The sequence below is a fragment of the Mesorhizobium sp. M0771 genome, from assembly GCF_040320155.1.
In the GTDB taxonomy this organism is placed as follows: Bacteria; Pseudomonadota; Alphaproteobacteria; order Rhizobiales; family Rhizobiaceae; genus Mesorhizobium.
This window is the reverse complement of record NZ_JAMYPC010000005.1, coordinates 1-20,092: the sequence shown is the minus strand read 5'-3', so window position 1 is coordinate 20,092 and position 20,092 is coordinate 1. Positions and strand designations below refer to the sequence as shown.

The window sequence follows — 20,092 nt, the reverse complement described above, 5'->3', positions numbered from 1 at the left end:
AAGCGGCCGATGAGCAGTCCTCTCAAATCGACCTTGGCGCTTGCAGCCGCGTTGTTGGTGTTCACCGCTACCAACGCCTCAGGCCAAACCGCGCACATCTTCTGGAAAGATCTGCGTCCTGCGACGCAGGCGGTGGCCGAAGATGCCGGCCTGCCGATGATTGCGGCAAAACTGCCCGATCGTGGCGAGACATTGTCGCTCAACCTGCAGGACAAGACGGTACAATTAGCCGGCTATGCATTGCCGGTCGACCGTGATGGCGATCTCGTCTACCAGTTCCTGCTGGTGCCGTGGACAGGCGCTTGCAGCCACATGCCGACGCCGCCGCCCAACCAGATCGTGCTGGTGACGCCGGCCCGTCCCTACAAGATGTCGCACGCCTATGAGTCGGTTGCCGTGACCGGCGCCTTGCGGCCCGGCTTGGAGAAGAGCCAGTTGTTCATTCTCGACGGCGTCAGCATCATCCAGTCCGGCTACACCGTACGCAAAGCCGATGTGGTGGCAGTCGACACGGTGCCGGACACGATCACGCTGCCGGTCAACTCGCCCTGGAGTTTCCTCAACAAAAAGAAAAACTAAGCGCCGCCTGCTTGTGCAGCGTCACCGCCCAGTCACGGACAACCGCGCTCAGGCCGCGTTGGCGCCGGATTCCTTGTCCAGCAGCATGTAGTCGAGCGGCATTTCGGTCGTGTACTTGATCTGCTCCATGGCGAAGGACGACGACACGTCGCGGATCTCGATCTTGGCGATCAGCCGCTTGTAGAAGGCGTCATAGGCGGCGATATCGGGCACCACGACGCGCAGGAGATAGTCGACGTCGCCGCTCATGCGGTAGAATTCGACAACTTCGGGAAATTCCTGGATGACTTCCGAGAAACGCCGCAGCCATTCATGGCTGTGCGAATTGGTGCGGATCGACACGAAGACGGTGACGCGCACATTGACCTTTTCGTGGTCGAGGATGGCGACCCGCCGCTTGATGACTCCCTCTTCCTCCAGCTTCTGGATGCGGCGCCAGCACGGCGTCGTCGACAGGCCGACTTTCTTGGCGACATCGGCAACCGCGAGCGTCGCGTCCTCCTGCAGGAGGCGGAGAATTTTTCTGTCGAGGCGATCCATTGAGGTGCTCCTGGTGCAGGCCGCGTTCCCTCGGGCGCGACGCGCTTTGGGAATAGATTGGCTATACTCCCTCTTATTTCGACCTTTCACAAGAAAGAAATTCTGCCGGATGGCACAAAAGCGAGTGATATCTTGCTTAAAGTCTAATCTATGCGATAGCGGATTTCCGATCTCAGAAACGGCAGCAAATCCATTTCAAACCATGGATTCTGCTTCAGCCATCCTGAGTTGCGCCATGACGGGTGTGGCAGCGGCAGCACTTTCAGGCTGGCCGGCGCATCCCAGATGGTGCGCCAGTCCTTCACGGTTTCGGTCAGCGACGGCCGGCGCGTGGCGCCCATATGCCAGGATTGCGCGTAGGAGCCGATTGTCAGAACGAGGTCGATCTGCGGCATCAGCGCCATCAGCGGCGCGCGCCAGGCCAGCGCGCATTCTCGGCGCGGCGGCAGGTCACCGCCCTTTGCGTCCTGGCCGGGGAAGCAGAACCCCATCGGCACGATGGCGAATTTTTCCGTGTCGTAGAATTCCTCGCTGGTTACGCCCAGCCAGCTTCGCAAGCGGTCGCCGGACGCGTCGGTGAACGGCATGCCCGACAAATGCACCTTTGTGCCTGGCGCCTGGCCGGCGAGCAGGATGCGGGCGCTGGATGATGGCAGCAGCACCGGGCGCGGCTCGTGCGGCAGTGGCCTGCCGACCGGAGTGTCGACGCAGATGCGGCAGGCGCGGACCTTTGCCGTCAAGCGTTCGAGTTCCGCCTCCATCAGGCGGAAGCGCTCGGACGGCTGGAGACGGCGCTGTACCAGCGCAGCACGTTTGTGCACTCGTCCGGCACTTTGATGCGCGCCGGTTTCATGAAATCCATGGCGATCATGCCGGTGATATCGGCGATCGAATAGGCGTCGCCGGCGGCGAATTCGCGGTTTGCCAGTTCGGGCTCGAGCAGTTTCAGGAATTCAACCGCTTTCGCCTTGTTGGCCTCGCCCCATTCGGGGATCTGCGGAATTTCCCATTCCTTCATCGCCGGATGGATGTGGCGAAAAGCCTGGGCGACGCAGCTGAGCAGATTGAACTCCATGCGCCTTTGCCACATCTCGACCTTGGCCTTGCCGAGCGCGCCTTGCCCGAACAGCGCCGGTTCGGGATGCAGTTCCTCGAAATAGCGGCAGATGGCGACGGATTCGGTGAGGATGGTACCGTCGTCGAGCTCGAGCACCGGCAGCCGCTGCAGCGGGTTGCGCGACCTGACCGGCTCCTGCTTGTGCCCCATCGCACCCATGTCGACCGGCACCAGCGGCACTGCGATGCCCTTTTCGGCGAGGAAAACCCGCACGCGCCGCGGATTGGGGGCGCGGCCGCCGTCGAACAGTTTCATGCTTATCCTCCCGATCTGGTCCTTCAACTATAGTGCTCGTCACCAGAAGCGAAACATCTCTCGCAAGGCGTCACCGACCGAAGCCAGGGTGCCGTGCTTTCTTTCGAGCGGGCCGCCGTGGTGGCTTTCGCGCCAGTCTTGCGGCTGATCGAACGTGCCGGCCCAGATGCCAACCTTGCCGGCGCGGGCAATGGCCTGCTCGGTGTCGAAATCGCCATAGGCAATTGCCCAGCCGGCCTCAACCTGGGCCCGGTTGAGATCCTTTCCACCGGCCTTGCAATCGCCGAGCAGGCGGCCGTAGCGGTCGCGCTGCCAGCCGCTGCAGGTCACCGGATTGCCTGATATCAGCCGCACCAGCGCCTGGCGCGCCAGCCTGCCGCAAGCATAGTCTGCGCCATCCCTACGGCAGATCTGCTGGTATTCCGGAGCGTCGATGCCGCGCATGCGGATACGTTCGGTGCCAAGAGTGAGTGAATCGCCATCGTTGACGATCGCCGCCCCTTGCGCCTTGCGCGTCTCGAAACGGTCGAGGCGTGCGGCGAGCAGGATCAGCAGGCCGAGCAGAATGACCGTCAGCGCGTAGTCCAGCAGCTTGCGCCACAGGCTTCGCGGCGGCGGCGGATAGTATCGCCGGCGCGGCCTTGGCGACCACGAACGGGTCATATGGCAAACAGTCTCTTAATCATTCGAACGTAGCTTAACGAATTGAGATCGCTGCGCGCATAAATCGAAGTTTCCATGCCTCTGCTACGCTCGAACACAGCGGATAAATTCATTGTGGACCGCCGGAAACCGCACCGCAACAGCGATGTCGCGCGCGCGGTGCGCAAGACGCGCGACCGTCTTTCGCAGCAGGTTGGCAATCTCGACTTCGACCGTGAACTGCTGAAGCTGCATGCCGGGACCATGGTGCGCGGCGCAGCCGTCATCCCACTGCTGGTGTTGGCGGTCGCGGCGGCCGGGCTGCTGGCCGGTGTGGACAAACAGATCAGCGTCTGGGCGCTGTTCACCCTGATCTGCTATTCGATCGTCGCCTTCATGGCGCGCCGCGTCGAGCGCACCGAAGCCGCCGAGCTCAATCCTGTTCACACCCGCAGGGATTTCCTGATCGGACATTCGCTGTGCGGCCTCGGCTGGGCGTGGTTCGCATGGCTCGGCTGCGCCACCTGCCAGATCGACCAGTTCCAGGCCGCCAAGGCGGTGGTGCTGCTGCTGGCCATGGCGGCGACCGCTATCATGGCGTCGTCCTTGCGCGGCTCTCTGCTTGCCACCTTCGTCGTTCCGGTGGCGGTCTATGCCTATGCTGAAACGAAATTTTGGGTGCCGGTCGGGACGATCATGGTCACCCTGCTGGTCGCGGCATTGCCGTTCTTTGCCTATATCGCGCGCCATCTCAACCGCTCGTCGCTGATACTTCTGTCCTTCCGCTCCGAAAAGGACGCGCTGCTCGCCGAGGTGGAGACAGCGAAATCAATGTCGGACGAAGCTCGTCGGCGGGCCGAAGACGCCAATCTGGCGAAGTCGCGCTTCCTTGCTTCTATGAGCCATGAGCTGAGGACGCCCCTCAACGCCATTCTCGGGTTTTCCGAGGTGATGGCCAATGAGGTGCTCGGGCCGATGAGCAACCCCACCTATCGCGACTACGCCCGCGACGTGCACGATTCCGGCCAGCATCTGCTCGACCTGATCAACGAAATCCTTGATCTGTCGCGCATCGAGGCCGGCCGCTATCAGCTCAACGAAGAGCCGGTGATGCTGCTCAACATCGCCGAAGATTGCTGCCACATGATGGAATTGAAGGCGCGCAACAAGGACATCCGCATCGTCCAGGATTTCGAAAGTGCCCTGCCGCGGCTGTTCGCCGACGAGCGCGCGGTGCGGCAGATCACGCTCAACCTCCTGTCCAACGCCATCAAATTCACCGCCACCGGCGGCGAAGTTCGCGTGCGCGTCGGCTGGACGGCGGGCGGCGGCCAGTACATTTCGGTCAAGGACAATGGGCCGGGCATACCGGAAGACGAAATCCCGATCGTGCTGTCCGCCTTCGGCCAGGGCTCGATCGCCATCAAGAGCGCCGAACAAGGCACCGGGCTCGGACTGCCGATTGTGCAGGGCCTGCTCGCCATGCATGGCGGCGAATTCGAACTTCAGTCGAAATTGCGCGAAGGCACCGAGGCAATCGCCATCTTCCCGCTCGCCCGAGTGATGGAGGAACTGCCGGCGCTGCCAACCAAGACCGTGGCGGCGGCCCGCCGACGTTGACAGCTTGTTCTAGGCTTTGACCGCCGCCGCCATGCCCGAACTGGTAAGCGCCGCCGCCTTGACCAGACCGGCGGCAAGGGCGGCCCCTACCCCTTCGCCGTGGCTGATGCCGAGATCGAACAGCGGCCTGAGGCCGAGCCGCTCGGCGGCAAGCCTTTGGCCGGGTTCGGGCGACTGGCTGGCCAGCAGGCAATGGTCGAGCGCACCCGGGTTGGCGGCATGCAGCACGGCAGCGGCAGCGGTCGCGGCGAAGCCGTCGAGCAGCACCGGGATTTTTTGCATCCGGGCGGCGAGGATGGCGCCGGCAATGGCCGCAAACTCGCGGCCACCGACCCGGCGCAGTGCTTCCAACGGGTCCTTCAGAGCCGCACCATGGAAGGCGACGGCTGCATCGACTACATCAGCCTTGCGCGCCTGCATGGCCGCGTCGGCACCGGAGCCGGGGCCGACCCAGTCGGCGCCGCTGCCACCGAACAGGGCGGCGCACAAAGCCGCCGCAACGGTGGAGTTGCCGACGCCGAGATCGCCGAGGCAAATCAGATCGGAGCCACCGGCAATGGCTTCCATGCCGAAGGCCATGGTGGCGGCGCAGCCGCGTTCGTCGAGGGCGGCGTCCTCGGTGATGTCGGCGGTCGCAATGTGCAGCGCCAGATCGAACACCTTGAGGCCAAGATTGTTGGCGACGCAAATCTGGTTGATTGCCGCACCGCCGGCGGCGCACAGCTCAACGGCGTCTGCGGTCTCAGCGACAGGGCGCGGCGAGATGCCGTGGCGGGTCACGCCATGGTTACCGGCGAAGATCGCCACCAGGGGCCGGTTCACCGCCGGCGGGGCGCGCCCGCTCCAGGCAGCAAGCCAGGCGGCGATGTCCTCGATGCGGCCAAGCGAGGCTTTCGGCTTGTCGGCCTTGGAAAACAGGGTGCGCACCCTGTTTTCCGCGACTGTATCGGCAGGCGGCAGGCTCGCCAGCAGATTGCGAAAGTCGTCGAAGGGCAGCGCGCTGGTCATGTCGGTCCTGATCATTCCCTGTGGTTGATCAGCGGCATAACCGCCTTGCCCGGCCGGCACAACTCCCCTCGACATTGGCGCGAAAGCGGTTGCCCGCGCCGCATTCCGAAGGGCTTGCATTGGCTTTGCCGTTGCACCATGTGGAGATGGAACGAGGGATTCCGGACGGAACCTTCAAGAGAAAGTCATGACGGCCATCGAATCCCCGTGCATCCTGGTCTGTTCGATCGACATGAAAACCGGCTTCTGCTTCGGCTGTGGCCGCACGCGCGATGAAATCGGCGCCTGGATGGGGATGACGCCGGAGGTACGCCGCAGCGTCATGGCCGAGTTGCCGGCCCGATTGGAAACGGTCGAGCGCCGGCCGCGCCGGGAAACACGCCGCAGCCGCATGGCGCGCGAGCGCGACGTCCTCTCTTGAAACGGCAGGTCCAATGAACCGACTGTTCTGGATCGTGATGGCGGCAATCGGCCTCGGGCTGGTGCTGCTGATGATCAACAACGACGCCGGCAGCACGCTCGGCATCGAGAATTACGATTTCAGCCGTCTGGTCTGGCTGGGGGCGGTCGGCTTGCTGGTCAGCGCCCGCCTTGTCCGGTCCGGCAGGCCGCTCGGCGTCATGGCCCGCAATCTCGGCACGTGGGCCCTGATCGTGCTGGCGCTCGTCGCCGGCTACCAGTACCGCTACGAGTTGCAGGATTTCGCCAGCCGGGTGACGGCGGGCCTCGTTCCCGGCAGCCCGCTGGCGCTCGGCGTCGAGGACGGCCATGCCACCGTGACCCTGGACAAGGCCGACAGCGGCCATTTCGAGGCCCGCATCACGATCAACGGCGCGCCGATCCGCACCGTCGTCGATACCGGCGCGACCAGTACAGTGCTCACCGCCGAAGACGCGCAGGCGGCCGGCTTCAATCCGGCCGCGCTGAGCTTCACCGTCCCGGTCTCGACCGCCAATGGCATGGCACGCGCCGCTTCGGTGCGCACCCACGAACTGGCGATCGGCGGCATCGTGCGCAAGAACATGCAGGTGATGGTCGCCGCGCCCGGCGCACTCAGCCAGAGCCTGCTCGGCATGAACTTCATCGGTTCGCTGTCAGGGTTCGACGTGCGCGGCGACCGGATGATTCTGCGCGACTGAACTGCTTAAGCGGCCTTTTCAACACGGTCGAAATCGACGGCAGCGAACGCTGCCTTCAGCACATCCGGTCCGGCGCCGGGTTTCGTCGCGTCGGTGGACAGTATCTGCCGGAAGCGGCGCGCGCCCGGCAGGCCGTGGAACAGCCCGACCATGTGGCGGGTGACGTGGCCGAGCCGCCCGCCCTGCTCGATATGCCGCGCGGCGTAGTCGGCCATCGTGTCGATCAGCGCGGCAAAATCGTAGGCGCCGGCCTTATCGCCGTAGAATGCCGCGTCGACGCCGGCCAGGATGCCTGGCGTGTGGTAGGCGGCGCGGCCAAGCATGGCGCCATCGACATGATCGAGGTGGCGAGCCGCCTCTTCGAGCGATTGAACGCCTCCATTGATGCCAATGAATTTGTTCGATTTTCTAGCCTTGAGGCGATAGACCCTGTCATAGTCGAGCGGCGGGATGTCGCGATTTTCCTTCGGGCTCAGACCCTCCAGCCAAGCCTTGCGCGCATGCACCCACAGCGCGTCGGCGCCGGCCGCGAAAACGCCGTCGGCCAGCGCGTCGAGCGCGGGCTCCGGATCCTGATCGTCGACGCCGATGCGGCATTTGACCGTCACCGGGATTGTCACCGCCGCCTTCATCGCCTCCATACAATCGGCGACGAGGTCAGGCACTTTCATCAGGCAGGCGCCGAACGTGCCGGACTGTACGCGGTCGGACGGACAGCCGACATTGAGATTGATCTCGTCGTAACCGAAGCCCTCGCCGATGCGCGCCGCCTCGGCCAGCTTTTGCGGATCGGAGCCGCCGAGCTGCAGTGCCACCGGATGTTCGGTCTCGTCAAAACCAAGCAGCCGCTCGCGCGCACCATGGATGACAGCGTCCGCCACCACCATTTCGGTGTAGAGCAGCGCACGCTGCGTCAACTGGCGGTGGAAGAACCGGCAATGCCGGTCGGTCCAGTCCATCATCGGTGCAATGGCCAGTCTATGCTCTTGATTTTTCAACATTTTTTCTTTAACATCAAATCGTTAGAACCTACTGAGTGCACACGAATTTACGCCAGAATACGACCCTTTTCGCCACGTTTCGATCTCTCAGTGCACACAGAGCGCACACAAAAAAATGGCCACCTACACAAAACTCTCGTCCGGTTCCTGGCGCGTCCAAGTCCGTCGCAAGGGTCGCTACGTCAGCGAGACCTTCCTACGCCGCGACGACGCACGGCGCTGGGCAACCGAAGCCGAGCGCCAAGTCGATCGTGGTGAGACGCCGACCAAGTCCCGTATAGCCCGCCTGAAAACTTTCGGTGAACTCATCGACCTTCATATCGACGACATGTGTGATGTAGGCAAGTCCCCTCGCCGCTCCAAGGCCGCGGCTCTCGATATGCTCCAAAGACATCTGGGGAAGTGCAACATTGCGGCTCTCGATCGCGAACGGCTCATTCGTTTTGGGCGCGACCGGGCCGCCCAAGGTGCCGGACCGATGACGCTCGGCATGGACATCGGCTTTGTAAAACTCATACTGGCTCATGCCGCTGCGGTGCACGGCCTGCCCGTCAAGGTCGAACCGGTTGATCTCGCGCGTATTGCCCTAAAGAGGCTTGGCCTCGTTGGTAAAGGCAATCAGCGCGACAGGAGGCCGACCCAGGATGAACTCGACAGACTCATCGCCCACTTCGATGCAAATCCTCGTCAAATAGCGCCGGTTGGTCAGATAATACGTTTCGCCGTCGCAACGGCGATGCGCCAGGAGGAAATCTGCAAGGCGCGGTGGTCCGACATGGACGCCCGCACGCGGATGCTTCTCATCCGTGACCGGAAAGACCCACGAAACAAAAACGGGAACAATCAACGCATACCCTTGTTCGCGGCAACTGGGTACGACGCATGGGCCCTTGTCGAGGACCGACTGGCCAAGCGAAGCAATGACGATGATCGAATTTTCCCCTTCAATCATAGGTCGGTCGGCACCGCCTTTCGTCGAGGATGCGCTGACCTGGCCATCGACGACCTTCACTTTCACGACTTGCGGCATGAAGGAACAAGCCGCCTCTTCGAAGCTGGATTCACGATCGAACAGGTAGCTTTGGTCACGGGTCACAAGGATTGGAAGATGTTGCGGCGGTATACGCATCTCAAGCCGGAGATGCTGCACACTCTCCAAGCTGCGAGGGCAGCGTAGTCCGCGGCTCGGGTTAACTGGCATGTCCGCCACGCTTTCTGCCTTGTAAGCTGTTACAAAACGAGCGTGGCATTGACCGAGTGCACCGCCTTCGGGAGATTGCTCTGCACATAGGTCCGAAGGCGCCATGAGATCGACGCGTTTCGGCTGGCTGCGCTTTGGCGGGTCTCACCCGGGATTTTCTGTCGCCACCACCGGCCTCCTGGATCGAAGTCCCAGCGCCTGCTCCACGGAGTGTCCCGCCCTCAGCACTGTGTCGTCCTCAAACTTGCGGCCCACGATCTGCATCGAGATCGGAAGTCCCGTCGCGGTAAAGCCGTTGCAGATCGCAAGCGCCGGGCTACCAGTAAGGTTGAAAGGCCGGCTGAGCGAAAGTTCCATCTCGCCCATCTCCGTCATCTCATAACCTAGGGCCTGAGCGGGCGTCTTCATCGTCGGCAGGACAAGGACGTCGACGTCCTCCATAATGCCGGCTAGGGCTTCAGTCAGCGCCTTCTGCCGAAGGCGGGCATCGATATAGTCGGCCGCCGAAACGGTCTTCCCGTCCTGCAGGCGGGAGCGGCTGACAGGGTGAAACCGTTCTGGATAGGCATCGAGCTCCGCCCGATGTTCGGCGTATTCCTCCGGCCAGGTAATGTTCCTTGCGACAGAACCGTACAGGCCGAAATCCGCCAATTTGACGGAGGAAACACGGCCGCCAAGATCCTGCACGACGGCGAGCGTATTCTCCATCGCGTCGAGCACGTCCTGATCGACGTCGGGATCGCCCTCATAGAATTGCCTTATGACGCCGACACGCAGACCTCGGATCCCTTCTCCTATCCCTGAGATATTAGGGCTCTTGAAACCTCTAAGCAAAAGATCGTCAGTATCCGTCGACACCATCGACGCTATCATCAGGGCGCAGTCCTCGACCGTCCAGGCTAGCGGACCGACGCAATCCATTGATCGTGACAGCGGAAGTACGCCTTTTCGGCTTACCAGCGCGTCGGTCGGCTTGAGACCTGCGACCCCACACCACGCGGCAGGATCTCGTATGGAGCCTGCGGTCTCCGTCCCCACCGACCCGGCGCACAAACCCGCCGCAACCGCAATCGCCGAGCCGCTCGATGACGACGATGGGTCGAGATCGAGGTTCCACGGGTTGCGGGCGGGCGGCCAGCCAAGATCGAACTGCGTCCCGGACACCGCGTATTCGGTGGTTGCTTGCTTCCCGAGGATAATCGCGCCGGCCCGCTTCAAGGATGCGACGACGCCTGCATCCTCGCTGGCGATCGCGTCGCGCCTGTGAACAGCCTGCGCCGTGGTCGGCAGTCCCGCGACATCGATGAGGTCCTTGATGCCAATGGGCACGCCGTGCAGAGGGCCTAGCCAGTCCCCGCGCATGAGCGTCTGCTCCGCCGCCGATGCCTCCTGCAACGCGCTTTCAGTTCGCAGCGAGTTGAAGCTGTGAAGTCTCTGGTCCAGCGCAGCGATTCTGTCGAGGTACGTCTTCGTGAGTTCAAGGGGAGATATTTCCCTCGCGCGAAGTCTGCGGGACAGTTCCGCAAGCGACAGCAGGGCGATGTCCGGTGACAGACTCATGCAGGTGCGACTCGATCTTGAACAATTACTTTCAGAGGGCGGGGGCAGTCATCAGACGCACTTGCCCGGGCATTCTTCCGGATTCAGGCGGGACGTTGAGAGCACTGCGTTCTCCACGGAAGACCTTTTCCGCGAGCACGCACGCCGCCCGGTGACCGGCACTGACCTCGACCTGAGGCGGGAGTGCTGTCGCACAGTCGGCGACAGCTAGTGGACAACGCGTCCGAAACGCGCATCCCGAAGGAGGATTGGTCGGGCTCGGTATTTCTCCTACGAGCAGCGGGACCTTCCGATTTCTCTCCTCAATGGGATCGGCTACTGGAACCGATGCCAGGAGCAACTGCGTGTAGGGGTGGCTCGGATGGTTGTAGACGTCCTCAGACGTTCCCATCTCGACGATCCGACCAAGGTACATGACGTAAACACGCGACGAAGCCTGTCGAACGAGGCCGAGGTCGTGAGCGATGAACAAACAGGCGACGCCAAGGTCCCTGCGCAGTCCCATGAACAAATTCATCACTTGCGCCCTGATCGAAAGATCGAGCGCGCTAACGGGCTCGTCGCAGATCAGCACCCGCGGTTCCACGGCAAGTGACCTCGCGATTGCCACACGTTGACGCTGTCCACCGGACAGCTCTCGGGTGAACCGGTCCCTGACCTGGGTCGCCAGTCCGACCTGGTCCAACAGCTCCGTCGTACGCGCCGCACGTTGTTCCTTCGAGCGCATCCCTTTGATGATCAGAGCCTCTGCGATTGCTTCGCCAACGGTCTGTCGATCGTTCAACGAGGCGTAGGGGTCCTGGAACACGTATTGGACGGCACGGCGCACTTCCCTAAGGCGTCTGCCCGAGAGGGATCCGAGATCGACGCCGTCGAAGATCACTCTACCCGACTGAGGGTTCTCCAGCCCCACGATGGATCGGCCAAGTGTCGACTTACCGCAGCCGGACTCGCCGACGAGGTCGACGATTTCGCCCGCGTTCAACGTGATTGACACGTCGTTTACGGCCTTGATGGTCTTGCCCCTCATCGCGCTGGGAAAGCTGGTCACAAGGTTTTCGACTTCGAGAACAGCCATCAGCTTACTCTCTCCAAGAGGTGGTCGTTGATCACAGGACATGCGGCGAAGACCGAAGGGTCGAGCGTCTCGACGAGCTTAGGCCGATGCGATTTGCAGCTTTGGACCGAATGAACGCAGCGCGGCTCAAAAGCACACCCGACAATAGGCGCCGCGAGCATAGGCGGCACGCCGGGGAGTCCCCGGAAGGGTGCCCCGATCGCGTCTTCACGCCGCGGGATGGCGTCGATCAGCCCCATCGTGTAGGGATGATGCGGGGAAACCAGAACCTTTTCGACGGGACCGGTTTCCGCGTTCCGGCCCGCGTACATGACGACCACTCGGTCTGCCGATCCTGCGACGACGCCCATGTCGTGAGTAATGAGAACCATCGCCATTTTAAGCTTTGACTGAATGTTCTTGAGCAGGCGCAGGATCTGTGCCTGAACGGTGACGTCGAGCGCGGTGGTCGGCTCGTCCGCAATCAGGAGCTTGGGCTCGGCCGCGATGGCAATTGCAATCATCACGCGCTGCCTGAGGCCACCGGACAGTTCGTGAGGATACTGCCTTAGTCGCGCCGCCGGGTCGGATATGTCGACCAATTTAAGAAGGTCTAGCGCCCTTGCTTCGGCGGCAGTTGCCGACATGCCCAAGTGGAACTCAGCCATCTCCGCGATTTGCCGCCCCACCCTTCTTGCGGGGTTCAGTGCACTCATCGGGTCCTGAAAAATGAAGCCTATCGATTTTCCACGGAGACGTCTGATTTTGTCCTCGGAGGCTCCAACCAGCTCGGTACCGTCGAAGACCACTGAGCCCGAAACGTCCGCTTTCACACCAATCGGCATCAGACCGAGAGGAGCGAAGTTCATCACGGTCTTGCCGCTGCCGCTCTCTCCTACGACAGCCAACGTCTCCCCGCGTCGTATCGAATAACTGACGCCATCGACCGGACGGACCGCCCCATGGCCAGTTAAGAGATCGACAGTCAGGTTTCTCACGTCCAGTACGGTTTGAGCGGGCATCAGATCGACTCCTTTGCCCAGAGCACCGTGGCGCGGCGACGCGCGACAAGCATCTTGTTCGTGAGCGGGGTCGGCACGCGGTTCAGCGCGACTGCTTCACCCAGGATATTGAATCCAATCACGGCCAGCGTAAGGGCAAGACCCGGGAGAACGACCTGCCGTGGATCCGTTTCCAGATAGGGAAGCGCATCGACCAGCATCTGCCCCCATTCTGGAGTTGGCGGTTGGATGCCGAGGCCGAGAAAGCTCAGAGTGGCAATCGCCAGAGCTACTGCGCCCGCGTCTGCCGTGGCATAGACAAGGACGGCGCCGAGCGTCGTTGGAAGAAGATGGACGAAGTAGATCCGCATAGGGCTAGCACCAAGGACGCGCAGCGCCTCCATCTCGGGCTTGTTCATGACGCTCACGGCCACCGCGCGGCTGACGCGAGCGCTACCCGGCCACCAAGCCAGCGCCAAGGCGAGGATCATGTTCCAGTAGCTGGCCCCGAATACGCCGATGACCGCGAGCGAAATGATAAGGCTGGGGATAGCGAGACCGACGTCGACAATGCGCATCAGGATCTCGTCCGTCCAGCCGCGTCGATATCCGGCGACCGTACCGATGGTGGTTCCTATCGTGTGGGCGATGACGAGCACGAGACAGACGCCGACAAGTGAGGTCCGGGCAGCGGTTATCAGCCTGCTGAGCGTGTCCCGTCCAAGGTGGTCGGCGCCCAGCCAGTGTGTCATGGTTGGCCCTTCGCCTGCGAGCAGCAGGTTCTGGGCGTTCGGTGCGTGAGGTGTGAGCAGCGGTGCGAACACGCCAATGAATACGAAAGCGCCAATGGTGATGACGGATGCGCGCGGCAGTTTCCTTATCGGCTCTGCCAATTTGCCTACTATGTTCATGATCCGCTCCTTTGCCGGCGCATCCGCGGATCGGTGAGCATCATCAGGACGTCCACGATCACATTCAGGATAATGAAGAAGGTTATGAAGATCAGGAGACAGGCCTGCACCACCATGAAGTCGCGGAACCGGACCCCGGTCAGGAACAGCTCTGCGACCCCTTGCCAGGCGAACAGCGGCTCCACCACGACGGCGCCCACGACCATGAGACCTATCTGAGTTCCGAGCGCATTAAGGTAGGTCGGCGCGATGTTGGGCAAAGCGTCGCGCACGAGTATCCGCTCACGTTTGAAGCCCTTGCTCATCGCGGTCAGGACGAAAGGACGCGCCATGGCCTCCTCAAGGCCGACTCGGACGACGCGGCTGAGGACAGCGGCAGGCAGCATCGCTATTGTGAGCCATGGCAAAATGAAGCTGCGAAAACCGTCGTAGCCGAATGTCGGAAATATCTTGAACGACACTGAGAAAGCATAGACCAGAAGCGCACCGACGAAGAACGAGGGCGTGGATGCACCGAACAACACCAGTCCGCGTGCAATGTGGTCGGGCATTCTGTGTGCCCACAGGGCCCCGAGAAATCCTATGAGCAAACTCAACACGAGGGCGACCATGGCTCCGCCGGCGACCAGCGTAGCGGTAACCGATAACCGGCTCCGAAGAGATGTTCCAACGTCCTCCCCAGTCTTGTAGGAGATACCGAAGTTGCCGTGAGCGGCATTGCCAAGCCAGTCCGTGTATCGAATGAGCAATGGCTTGTTCAGGCCGATTTCCTCGGCGACCTTGGCAATGTCTGCCTTGGTCGCCGTTGGGGTGCGAAGCTCCGCAATCAAGATAGCGATGTTGCCTGGGGCTGACACCACCAGCGAGAAGCACAAGACGGAAGCCAGAAAAAGCAGAATGAGCGCGTTCCGGGCTCTCTTTGCGATGAAGAAGAACACGGCGTCTCCTATTCGCTCAGGCTGATGTTTTCGTAAGGCATGTCGTACTCCGTTGCTGGGGCCTTGAAGTCTTTGACGCGGCTGGAGTGCGCCCAGATACCTGGCACGTAAAGCAGTGGAGCGATGGCGACGTTGTCGTGCAGCCAATCGTAAACCTTCTGGACGTTGGCTTCCATGTTTGGGTCCAACGCCGACATCGTCGCGGTCACGAGCGGATCGAGCCGCTCGGCGTCGACGAACAGCTTGCCGTCGACCCCGTTGTCGTAGGTAGACAGGAAAAGACCGACGATTGTGGCGAAAGGCTCGTAAGGGGCGCCGTATGTCTGGAAGAAAGCAAGGTCGAACTTGCGCTCGGGAATATCGCTGTGTCGCGAGGCATGGTCCACCGAGCGGATCGTAAGCTGAATGCCAATCTCCTGCAGTTCCGCCTGAAGCACCTCGGCGACGGATCTCGATCCGGGAATTTGTTCTTCGCTGACGACGATTTCGAGAGCGAGCGGAGTACCCTCCTTCTCTCTCACAGGACTGCCGACCCATCCCGCTTTTTCCAAAAGCGCCTTAGCGCCTTCGACGTCGATCTGGGGAACCTCATAGCGCTTTCCGGCAAGTGGAACGGATTCGGCGAAGAGATTGGCCGACGTCGCTGCCATCCCGCGATAAAGTACCTTTGAAATTGCTGCCCGGTCTATGCCGATATCGATGGCCTTCCGGACTGCGACTTCCTTGAGAGCTGGAGCCCGGTCGGGATTGAATGCCATGATCATCGTCGTCGAACCGGGTTCCACAACGACGTCTAGCCCCGCCTGCTTCAAGGTCTGGGCCTCGATCGCGGTGATCGGCGATACGAAGGCCCCACCCATTAGGTCGATATCGCCGGCTCGGAGCGCAGCCATACGGCCACGCGAGTCGGGGAGCACCTTCAACTGGACTTTCGAGAACTTGGGCTTCTCGCCCCAATAGCGGTCGAACCGCTCGAAGACGCTGCCCGAGTTATCCGCGCTGATTTCACGCCACGGACCGGTCCCGACCGGAGCCTTGTAGCTCCCGTCAGCTGCGACCGATTTCGGGCTGAGGAAACGACCGGGGCGGACATAGGCCAATTCTTGCAGCAGCCCAAGAACGGGCTCCTTGAAGCGAATATCGATATGACTGTCGTCGACGACGGTGGCGTCCACGAAGAGCCTGGAGCAGTTCATCCAGTTGTTGTCAGCCTGCCCCATCCAGCGCCCCAGGTTCCACTTGGCCGCGGTGGCGTCGAAGGGTGTCCCGTCATGGAAGACCACCCGCTCTCTGAGCGTCAGGCGCAGGAGCTTGCCCTCATTCTCGATGGACCAAGCGGTCGCCAGTCCAGGTTCAATTTTTCCGTCATAGGAGTATGTGACGAGTGGTTCGAACACCATGTCCTGGACCGCGTAGAGCCCCTTAAATTTGTGGGGGTCCAAGTCGCCGGGGGCCACAGAGATGGCGATCCTAAGCGTATCATTATCAGCCGCGGCCGCGACCATGCTCGGAAAGAATGAGCCGCCGGCGGCGATGCCGATCATGCCGGACAAGCCTGTCAGAAACGACCGCCTGTGAATTGCTATGAATTTGCTGCTGTCCATGTTCCATTCCCCTTGTTTTTGATTTGATTACCCGTAGGAGCGAGCTCCCGTGCCGGACCGATCTTGTGCGGTCCGAACAGATATGTCTTCGAGCAAGCGAGCGACGTCCGCCTGCAAATCCTCAAGCGCCTCGATCCCGACACTGATGCGCAGCACGAGGTCGGACGCGAGCCATTCTGTCGCCGTTCTGTTCTGCCGGACGGGCATCGGTGCGACGAGACTGCGGGTGCCTCCCCAGGAGGCGCCGATGGCGAAGGTCGTCAAGACGTCGAGCGCTGGTGAGACATGTGGGGTGCAGGCGTCCTTGAACAGCACGCCGAATACGCCGCTCGCTCCAACGAAGTCGCGTTTCCAGAACTCATGACCAGGCGAATGGGCGAGTGGCGGCCACAGCACGCGGTCTACCAACGGATGCCGTTCGATCTGTTCGACCAAGGTCCGCGCGCTTTCGAACGAGCGCTGCATCCGGATGCCGAGTGTCTCCATGCCGCGCAGGACGAGGGCCGCGTCGTCCGGCGAGACGCCTATCCCAAAGCGTCCCATGAAACCCTTGACCACAGCCTCGTGTTCGGGACGGGCGATCGTAATCGATCCCATCAGTATGTCGGAGTGCCCGGAGATGTATTTGGTCAACGCCTCTGTGACGATATGGACGCCGTGCAGGATCGGCTTGAAGTTCAGCGGCGTCGCCCAAGTGTTGTCGCATCCGACGAGAATGCCGCGGCTCCGGGCCACCGCCACAATGGCTGGTATGTCCTGGACGTCCATGCTCGTCGAACCAGGAGACTCGCACCAGACAATCGCGGTGCGCTCGTCGATCTTGCTTTCGAGATCATCGATCGTGGATGGATCGAAGTACCTCGTCTCTATCTGGAAGCGTGCCAGGTCCTGGTTGGCGAAGTCCCTGACGGGCGGGTAGGACGTGTCTACAACGAGGATGTTGTCGCCAGCCTTCAGGAAAGAAAGCATCGCTACCGAGTTGGCCGCTTGGCCAGAAGGGGCGAGGAACGTCCGGACGCCTCCTTCGAGCTTGGTAAGCTTTTGTTCGAGCGTGCGCGTCGTCGGCGTGCCGTACAAGCCGTAGGAATATCCTTCAGGCCCGCGCTGCGCGCGGTTGGCGTATGCCTCCGCATTCTCGAACACGATTGTCGAAGCTCTGTGGACCGCCGTTCCAAGAGGATCGAAGCCCTCATTCCTAACCTTCGGGGTCAGCACTACCTCGGTAAAGTCGTTCATTCTCTCGCCACCGCCTGGACATGGCGATTGTTTAAGCACACTCCTCACTATGCGGTCTAATATCAAGATTGCGGTTTACTATTCTCGGAGGTTATAGGGTCGGTATGAACCTGAGGCAGATCGAAGTCTTCCATGCCCTGATGACAAACGGCACGACGACACGTGCGGCCGAGATCCTGCGCATCTCACAGCCGGCCGTGAGCAAGGCAGTTCAGGAGTTGGAGCGCACCGTTGGCTTTGCGCTGTTCAATCGCGCTAAGGGGCGCATGAGCCCAACTGCGGAAGGGCGGCTCTTCTTCCGAGAGGTTGAAACCTCGTTTTCCGGCCTGATCCATCTCAAGAGTGCGGCTGCGCGTATAAGAGACTTCGGGTCGGGCGAAATAAGAGTGGCAAGCCTGTCGGCGTTAAGCACAAACGTCATGCCGAAAGTCATGCGCTCGTTCCAGAAGCGCCACCCGCAGGTGGCTATAACATTCCAAGCGCGGATGTCGTCCTCGGTCAAGGAGTTGGTTGCTTCCGGCCAGTTCGACGTCGGTGTGGCGGCGGACGAGATCGATCTCGCGGGCGTCATCGCTCGGCCCTTTGCCAGCTATCAGGTTGCCATTGCCCTGCCTCCGGGCCACCGTTTGCAGGGCAGAGCAGTTATCTATCCAAGAGACCTCCACGATGAAAACTTCGTCGCACTCGCGCCGGAGGACACGACAAGGCGAGAGGCGGAGGCGATCTTCGCGGAGCATGGGGTGAAGCCAAAAATTGTCTTGGAGACCCCTTATTCGACGACGATCGCGGCGATGGTCGAGGCTGGTCTTGGCTGCGGCATGGTCAATCCGATTACGGCGGACCCCTTCCTCGGACGGGGAATGATGATCGTGCCGTTCGAGCCAGCAATTCACTTTCGGACGCTTCTGTTGCTCCCGCCTCAAAGGGAGCCTTCGACGATTGTGGCTGATTTTATAGAAGAGCTGTTGAAGGGGTCCTCCGGGGTATAGGTGAGCGCGATCGACGTCGTGAGCGTAAGGTTTCGGTCGATTCTACCTTAGCCGGGCGCGTCGGTGGCGACTGCCCTGGCAAGACTGAACTGCACGGCGGCATCCTGGTGCGTCTCTGACATCTTCGTCGAATTCCCACCACGGACACGCATCAAGGGCGAGATCCAGCAACTGGACCCCAACTGTCCGGGTACCGAGTTCGGGGAGTGATCGCCGCCAACGCGCAAGGCCGCCGGGACGTCAGCAGATCACCCTCTTCACTTCCGTCGGCCTCGCCATCGAAGATTTTTCGGCGCTGCGATACGTGCGCGACCCGCTACAAGCACCGACGAGCCGCCAGCTCTGTTCGGCATGCTAGCGAAGGCAGCCATGCAGCCGGCAGGATAACAAGGCTCGCTTGAAACCAGCTTCCGCCCTCCCGCCCAATTGCCTTTATTGCTGGGCGGTGCCTCGCCTGAACTGCTTCATGCAGAGTTTCGTGGCCCACGCCCCCGCCACGTTCCTCTTTGTGACTTCTTGTCTTGTGCACCCGGTGCGATTTGCTGTAGCGAGGCAGCTGACGTAGATCGGGGCTACGGCAACTGAAGAGCAAATGAAGGGTGGCTAAATGCCTGAAGATCTTAGCTCCGACGCGGAATTGCTGGAGATGACAGCTGACATCGTTTCCGCTTATGTCAGCAACAACCCGATTCCCGTCGCGGAACTCGCCCGCATAATTGCCGATACCTATGGAGCAATCAGCAAGCTGCAGGGAGCACTCCCACCCAAAGCGGAAGAGAAGCTTACACCCGCAGTCCCGATCAAGAAATCGGTGACGCCCGATTTCATCATCTGCCTGGAAGACGGCAAGAGGTTCAAATCGCTCAGGCGGCACCTTGGCACTCACTACGATCTTTCGCCGGATGCGTACCGGGCGAAATGGGGCCTGCCCTCCGATTACCCAATGGTTGCGCCGAACTATGCCGCGGTGCGATCCGCGATGGCAAAGGCGATCGGCCTTGGACGGAAGGCCGTCGCGCCTGAACCCGTAACGTTGCCGGCACCGGCCAAGCGCCGCAAGATCGGCATCAAAACAACCTGACATAGGGGCTATTTCGCACAAAAGCCCGCATCCTGTTCAAGGGCGCGGGCCGATTGCTCCGTCAGAAAGAACCGCTGCTTGTTGTGGGCAGCGGCTGCCGAGGATATCAGCCCTCAAGGGATGATCCCCCTCTAGCGGACTGGGAAAACGCGGCGATGATCGCCTCGAGCGTCACATCCAGTGCGTTCGAAAAGGTCCTACCCTTCTGCCAAATCGCTACGTAGTGGTAGAGCGCGGACGGTTCTACTGGCCTTATTCCCAGCTGAAACGCCGCGTACTCACGTGCGATGATCTCGTTTGTGATCGAAATGCCCAGGCCAGCCGAAACGTATCCGGCTTCGTGACCGTTGCAATCGAATTCCACCAGTATGTCCGGCTCAACGCCGGCGAAGCGCAAGGCATTGAAGTTCATCTGGTGGGCGGCAAACTGGGGATCGATATCGACGATCGTTTCGCCTGCCAGGTCTTGCGCCTCGATACAGGTCTGTTTTGAAAAGCGGTGGTCGGGATAAAAAAACGCATACGTTTCGTGCCGACCCAAGCGGCGCCCATTCAAACAAGCCTGGATCCAGAGGCAGTCTCGAAATTCCAAGATCGGCGCGGCCGGCCAGGA

Annotated in this window: 21 protein-coding genes and 1 pseudogene; 8 read left to right on the top strand and 14 right to left on the bottom strand. The window is 61.3% G+C overall.

All coding sequences use genetic code 11. The annotated features are described in order from the left end of the window. Positions 1–9 precede the first annotated feature (9 nt). Positions 10–579: a DUF3299 domain-containing protein gene (locus NKI05_RS09250; RefSeq protein WP_352458993.1), complete on the top strand. Its 570-nt coding sequence runs from the start codon at positions 10–12 to the stop codon at positions 577–579. Positions 580–627: 48 nt separating this feature from the next. Here the strand turns inward: NKI05_RS09250 and NKI05_RS09245 are convergent, their stop codons facing one another. The 4 genes from NKI05_RS09245 to NKI05_RS09230 all read right to left on the bottom strand — a co-directional run bounded on the left by NKI05_RS09245 (position 628) and on the right by NKI05_RS09230 (position 3,154). Beyond that, the gene (locus NKI05_RS09245; protein WP_023669013.1) at positions 628–1,119 is read right to left on the bottom strand and encodes an Lrp/AsnC family transcriptional regulator; all 492 of its coding nucleotides are present in this window, start codon (positions 1,117–1,119) and stop codon (positions 628–630) included. A gap of 143 nt (positions 1,120–1,262) precedes the next feature. After that, on the bottom strand, positions 1,263–1,880 hold the full coding sequence (locus tag NKI05_RS09240; RefSeq protein WP_352792367.1) for a uracil-DNA glycosylase family protein: 618 nt from the start codon (positions 1,878–1,880) through the stop codon (positions 1,263–1,265). After that, positions 1,880–2,491: a glutathione S-transferase gene (locus NKI05_RS09235; RefSeq protein WP_023682483.1), complete on the bottom strand. Its 612-nt coding sequence runs from the start codon at positions 2,489–2,491 to the stop codon at positions 1,880–1,882. Before NKI05_RS09235 ends, NKI05_RS09240 begins: the two co-directional genes overlap by 1 nt. 39 nt (positions 2,492–2,530) lie before the next feature. Further along, entirely contained in the window at positions 2,531–3,154 is a 624-nt protein-coding gene (locus tag NKI05_RS09230; protein ID WP_352792318.1) for a thermonuclease family protein, read from the bottom strand. A gap of 75 nt (positions 3,155–3,229) precedes the next feature. Here NKI05_RS09230 and NKI05_RS09225 point away from each other — a divergent pair, with 75 nt between their 5' ends. Continuing rightward, complete coding sequence (locus NKI05_RS09225; RefSeq protein ID WP_352792317.1) at positions 3,230–4,753, top strand: sensor histidine kinase; 1,524 nt, start codon at positions 3,230–3,232, stop codon at positions 4,751–4,753. Between the two features lie 9 nt (positions 4,754–4,762). Here the strand turns inward: NKI05_RS09225 and NKI05_RS09220 are convergent, their stop codons facing one another. Then, entirely contained in the window at positions 4,763–5,761 is a 999-nt protein-coding gene (locus NKI05_RS09220; RefSeq protein WP_352792316.1) for a nicotinate-nucleotide--dimethylbenzimidazole phosphoribosyltransferase, read from the bottom strand. Between the two features lie 187 nt (positions 5,762–5,948). Between NKI05_RS09220 and NKI05_RS09215 the strand changes: the two genes are divergently transcribed. After that, positions 5,949–6,182, top strand: a complete 234-nt coding sequence (locus tag NKI05_RS09215; RefSeq protein WP_023824914.1) for a DUF1289 domain-containing protein — start codon at positions 5,949–5,951, stop codon at positions 6,180–6,182. Positions 6,183–6,195: 13 nt separating this feature from the next. After that, positions 6,196–6,900: a TIGR02281 family clan AA aspartic protease gene (locus tag NKI05_RS09210; RefSeq protein ID WP_352792315.1), complete on the top strand. Its 705-nt coding sequence runs from the start codon at positions 6,196–6,198 to the stop codon at positions 6,898–6,900. A gap of 5 nt (positions 6,901–6,905) precedes the next feature. Here the strand turns inward: NKI05_RS09210 and dusA are convergent, their stop codons facing one another. Continuing rightward, positions 6,906–7,901, bottom strand: coding sequence for a tRNA dihydrouridine(20/20a) synthase DusA (gene dusA / locus NKI05_RS09205; RefSeq protein ID WP_352792314.1), 996 nt, complete (start codon positions 7,899–7,901; stop codon positions 6,906–6,908). A gap of 115 nt (positions 7,902–8,016) precedes the next feature. Here dusA and NKI05_RS09200 point away from each other — a divergent pair, with 115 nt between their 5' ends. Next, entirely contained in the window at positions 8,017–9,078 is a 1,062-nt protein-coding gene (locus NKI05_RS09200; protein WP_352792313.1) for a tyrosine-type recombinase/integrase, read from the top strand. 168 nt (positions 9,079–9,246) lie between these two features. Here the strand turns inward: NKI05_RS09200 and NKI05_RS09195 are convergent, their stop codons facing one another. Genes NKI05_RS09195 through NKI05_RS09165 form a run of 7 tightly spaced genes read right to left on the bottom strand, consistent with a single transcriptional unit; the run spans position 9,247 to position 17,409 of the window. Next, entirely contained in the window at positions 9,247–10,662 is a 1,416-nt protein-coding gene (locus tag NKI05_RS09195; protein ID WP_352792312.1) for an amidase, read from the bottom strand. A 31-nt stretch (positions 10,663–10,693) separates the two neighbouring features. Beyond that, complete coding sequence (locus tag NKI05_RS09190; protein ID WP_352792311.1) at positions 10,694–11,740, bottom strand: ABC transporter ATP-binding protein; 1,047 nt, start codon at positions 11,738–11,740, stop codon at positions 10,694–10,696. Beyond that, positions 11,740–12,741 carry an ABC transporter ATP-binding protein gene (locus NKI05_RS09185; protein ID WP_352792310.1) on the bottom strand — a complete coding sequence of 334 codons (1,002 nt, stop codon included), beginning with the start codon at positions 12,739–12,741 and terminating at the stop codon, positions 11,740–11,742. The genes NKI05_RS09190 and NKI05_RS09185 overlap by 1 nt, the downstream gene beginning before the upstream one ends. After that, positions 12,741–13,631 carry an ABC transporter permease gene (locus NKI05_RS09180; protein WP_352792309.1) on the bottom strand — a complete coding sequence of 297 codons (891 nt, stop codon included), beginning with the start codon at positions 13,629–13,631 and terminating at the stop codon, positions 12,741–12,743. Before NKI05_RS09180 ends, NKI05_RS09185 begins: the two co-directional genes overlap by 1 nt. Then, positions 13,628–14,569 carry an ABC transporter permease gene (locus NKI05_RS09175; RefSeq protein ID WP_352792308.1) on the bottom strand — a complete coding sequence of 314 codons (942 nt, stop codon included), beginning with the start codon at positions 14,567–14,569 and terminating at the stop codon, positions 13,628–13,630. The genes NKI05_RS09180 and NKI05_RS09175 overlap by 4 nt, the downstream gene beginning before the upstream one ends. 8 nt (positions 14,570–14,577) lie before the next feature. Then, entirely contained in the window at positions 14,578–16,173 is a 1,596-nt protein-coding gene (locus NKI05_RS09170; RefSeq protein ID WP_245272083.1) for an ABC transporter substrate-binding protein, read from the bottom strand. 27 nt (positions 16,174–16,200) lie between these two features. After that, positions 16,201–17,409 carry a trans-sulfuration enzyme family protein gene (locus NKI05_RS09165; protein WP_352504320.1) on the bottom strand — a complete coding sequence of 403 codons (1,209 nt, stop codon included), beginning with the start codon at positions 17,407–17,409 and terminating at the stop codon, positions 16,201–16,203. Between the two features lie 104 nt (positions 17,410–17,513). Here NKI05_RS09165 and NKI05_RS09160 point away from each other — a divergent pair, with 104 nt between their 5' ends. The 3 genes and pseudogenes from NKI05_RS09160 (at position 17,514) to NKI05_RS09150 (ending at position 19,479) form a co-directional block, all read left to right on the top strand. Next, positions 17,514–18,398: a LysR substrate-binding domain-containing protein gene (locus tag NKI05_RS09160; RefSeq protein WP_352446654.1), complete on the top strand. Its 885-nt coding sequence runs from the start codon at positions 17,514–17,516 to the stop codon at positions 18,396–18,398. Positions 18,399–18,457: 59 nt separating this feature from the next. Further along, a pseudogene (locus tag NKI05_RS09155) lies at positions 18,458–18,720 on the top strand (ornithine cyclodeaminase); the annotation flags it as partial. Between the two features lie 285 nt (positions 18,721–19,005). Continuing rightward, positions 19,006–19,479, top strand: a complete 474-nt coding sequence (locus NKI05_RS09150; protein ID WP_352762139.1) for a Ros/MucR family transcriptional regulator — start codon at positions 19,006–19,008, stop codon at positions 19,477–19,479. Between the two features lie 106 nt (positions 19,480–19,585). Here the strand turns inward: NKI05_RS09150 and NKI05_RS09145 are convergent. Then, positions 19,586–20,092 (bottom strand): LysR family transcriptional regulator substrate-binding protein (locus tag NKI05_RS09145; protein ID WP_352792307.1); only part of this gene is annotated, 507 nt, incomplete at its 5' end.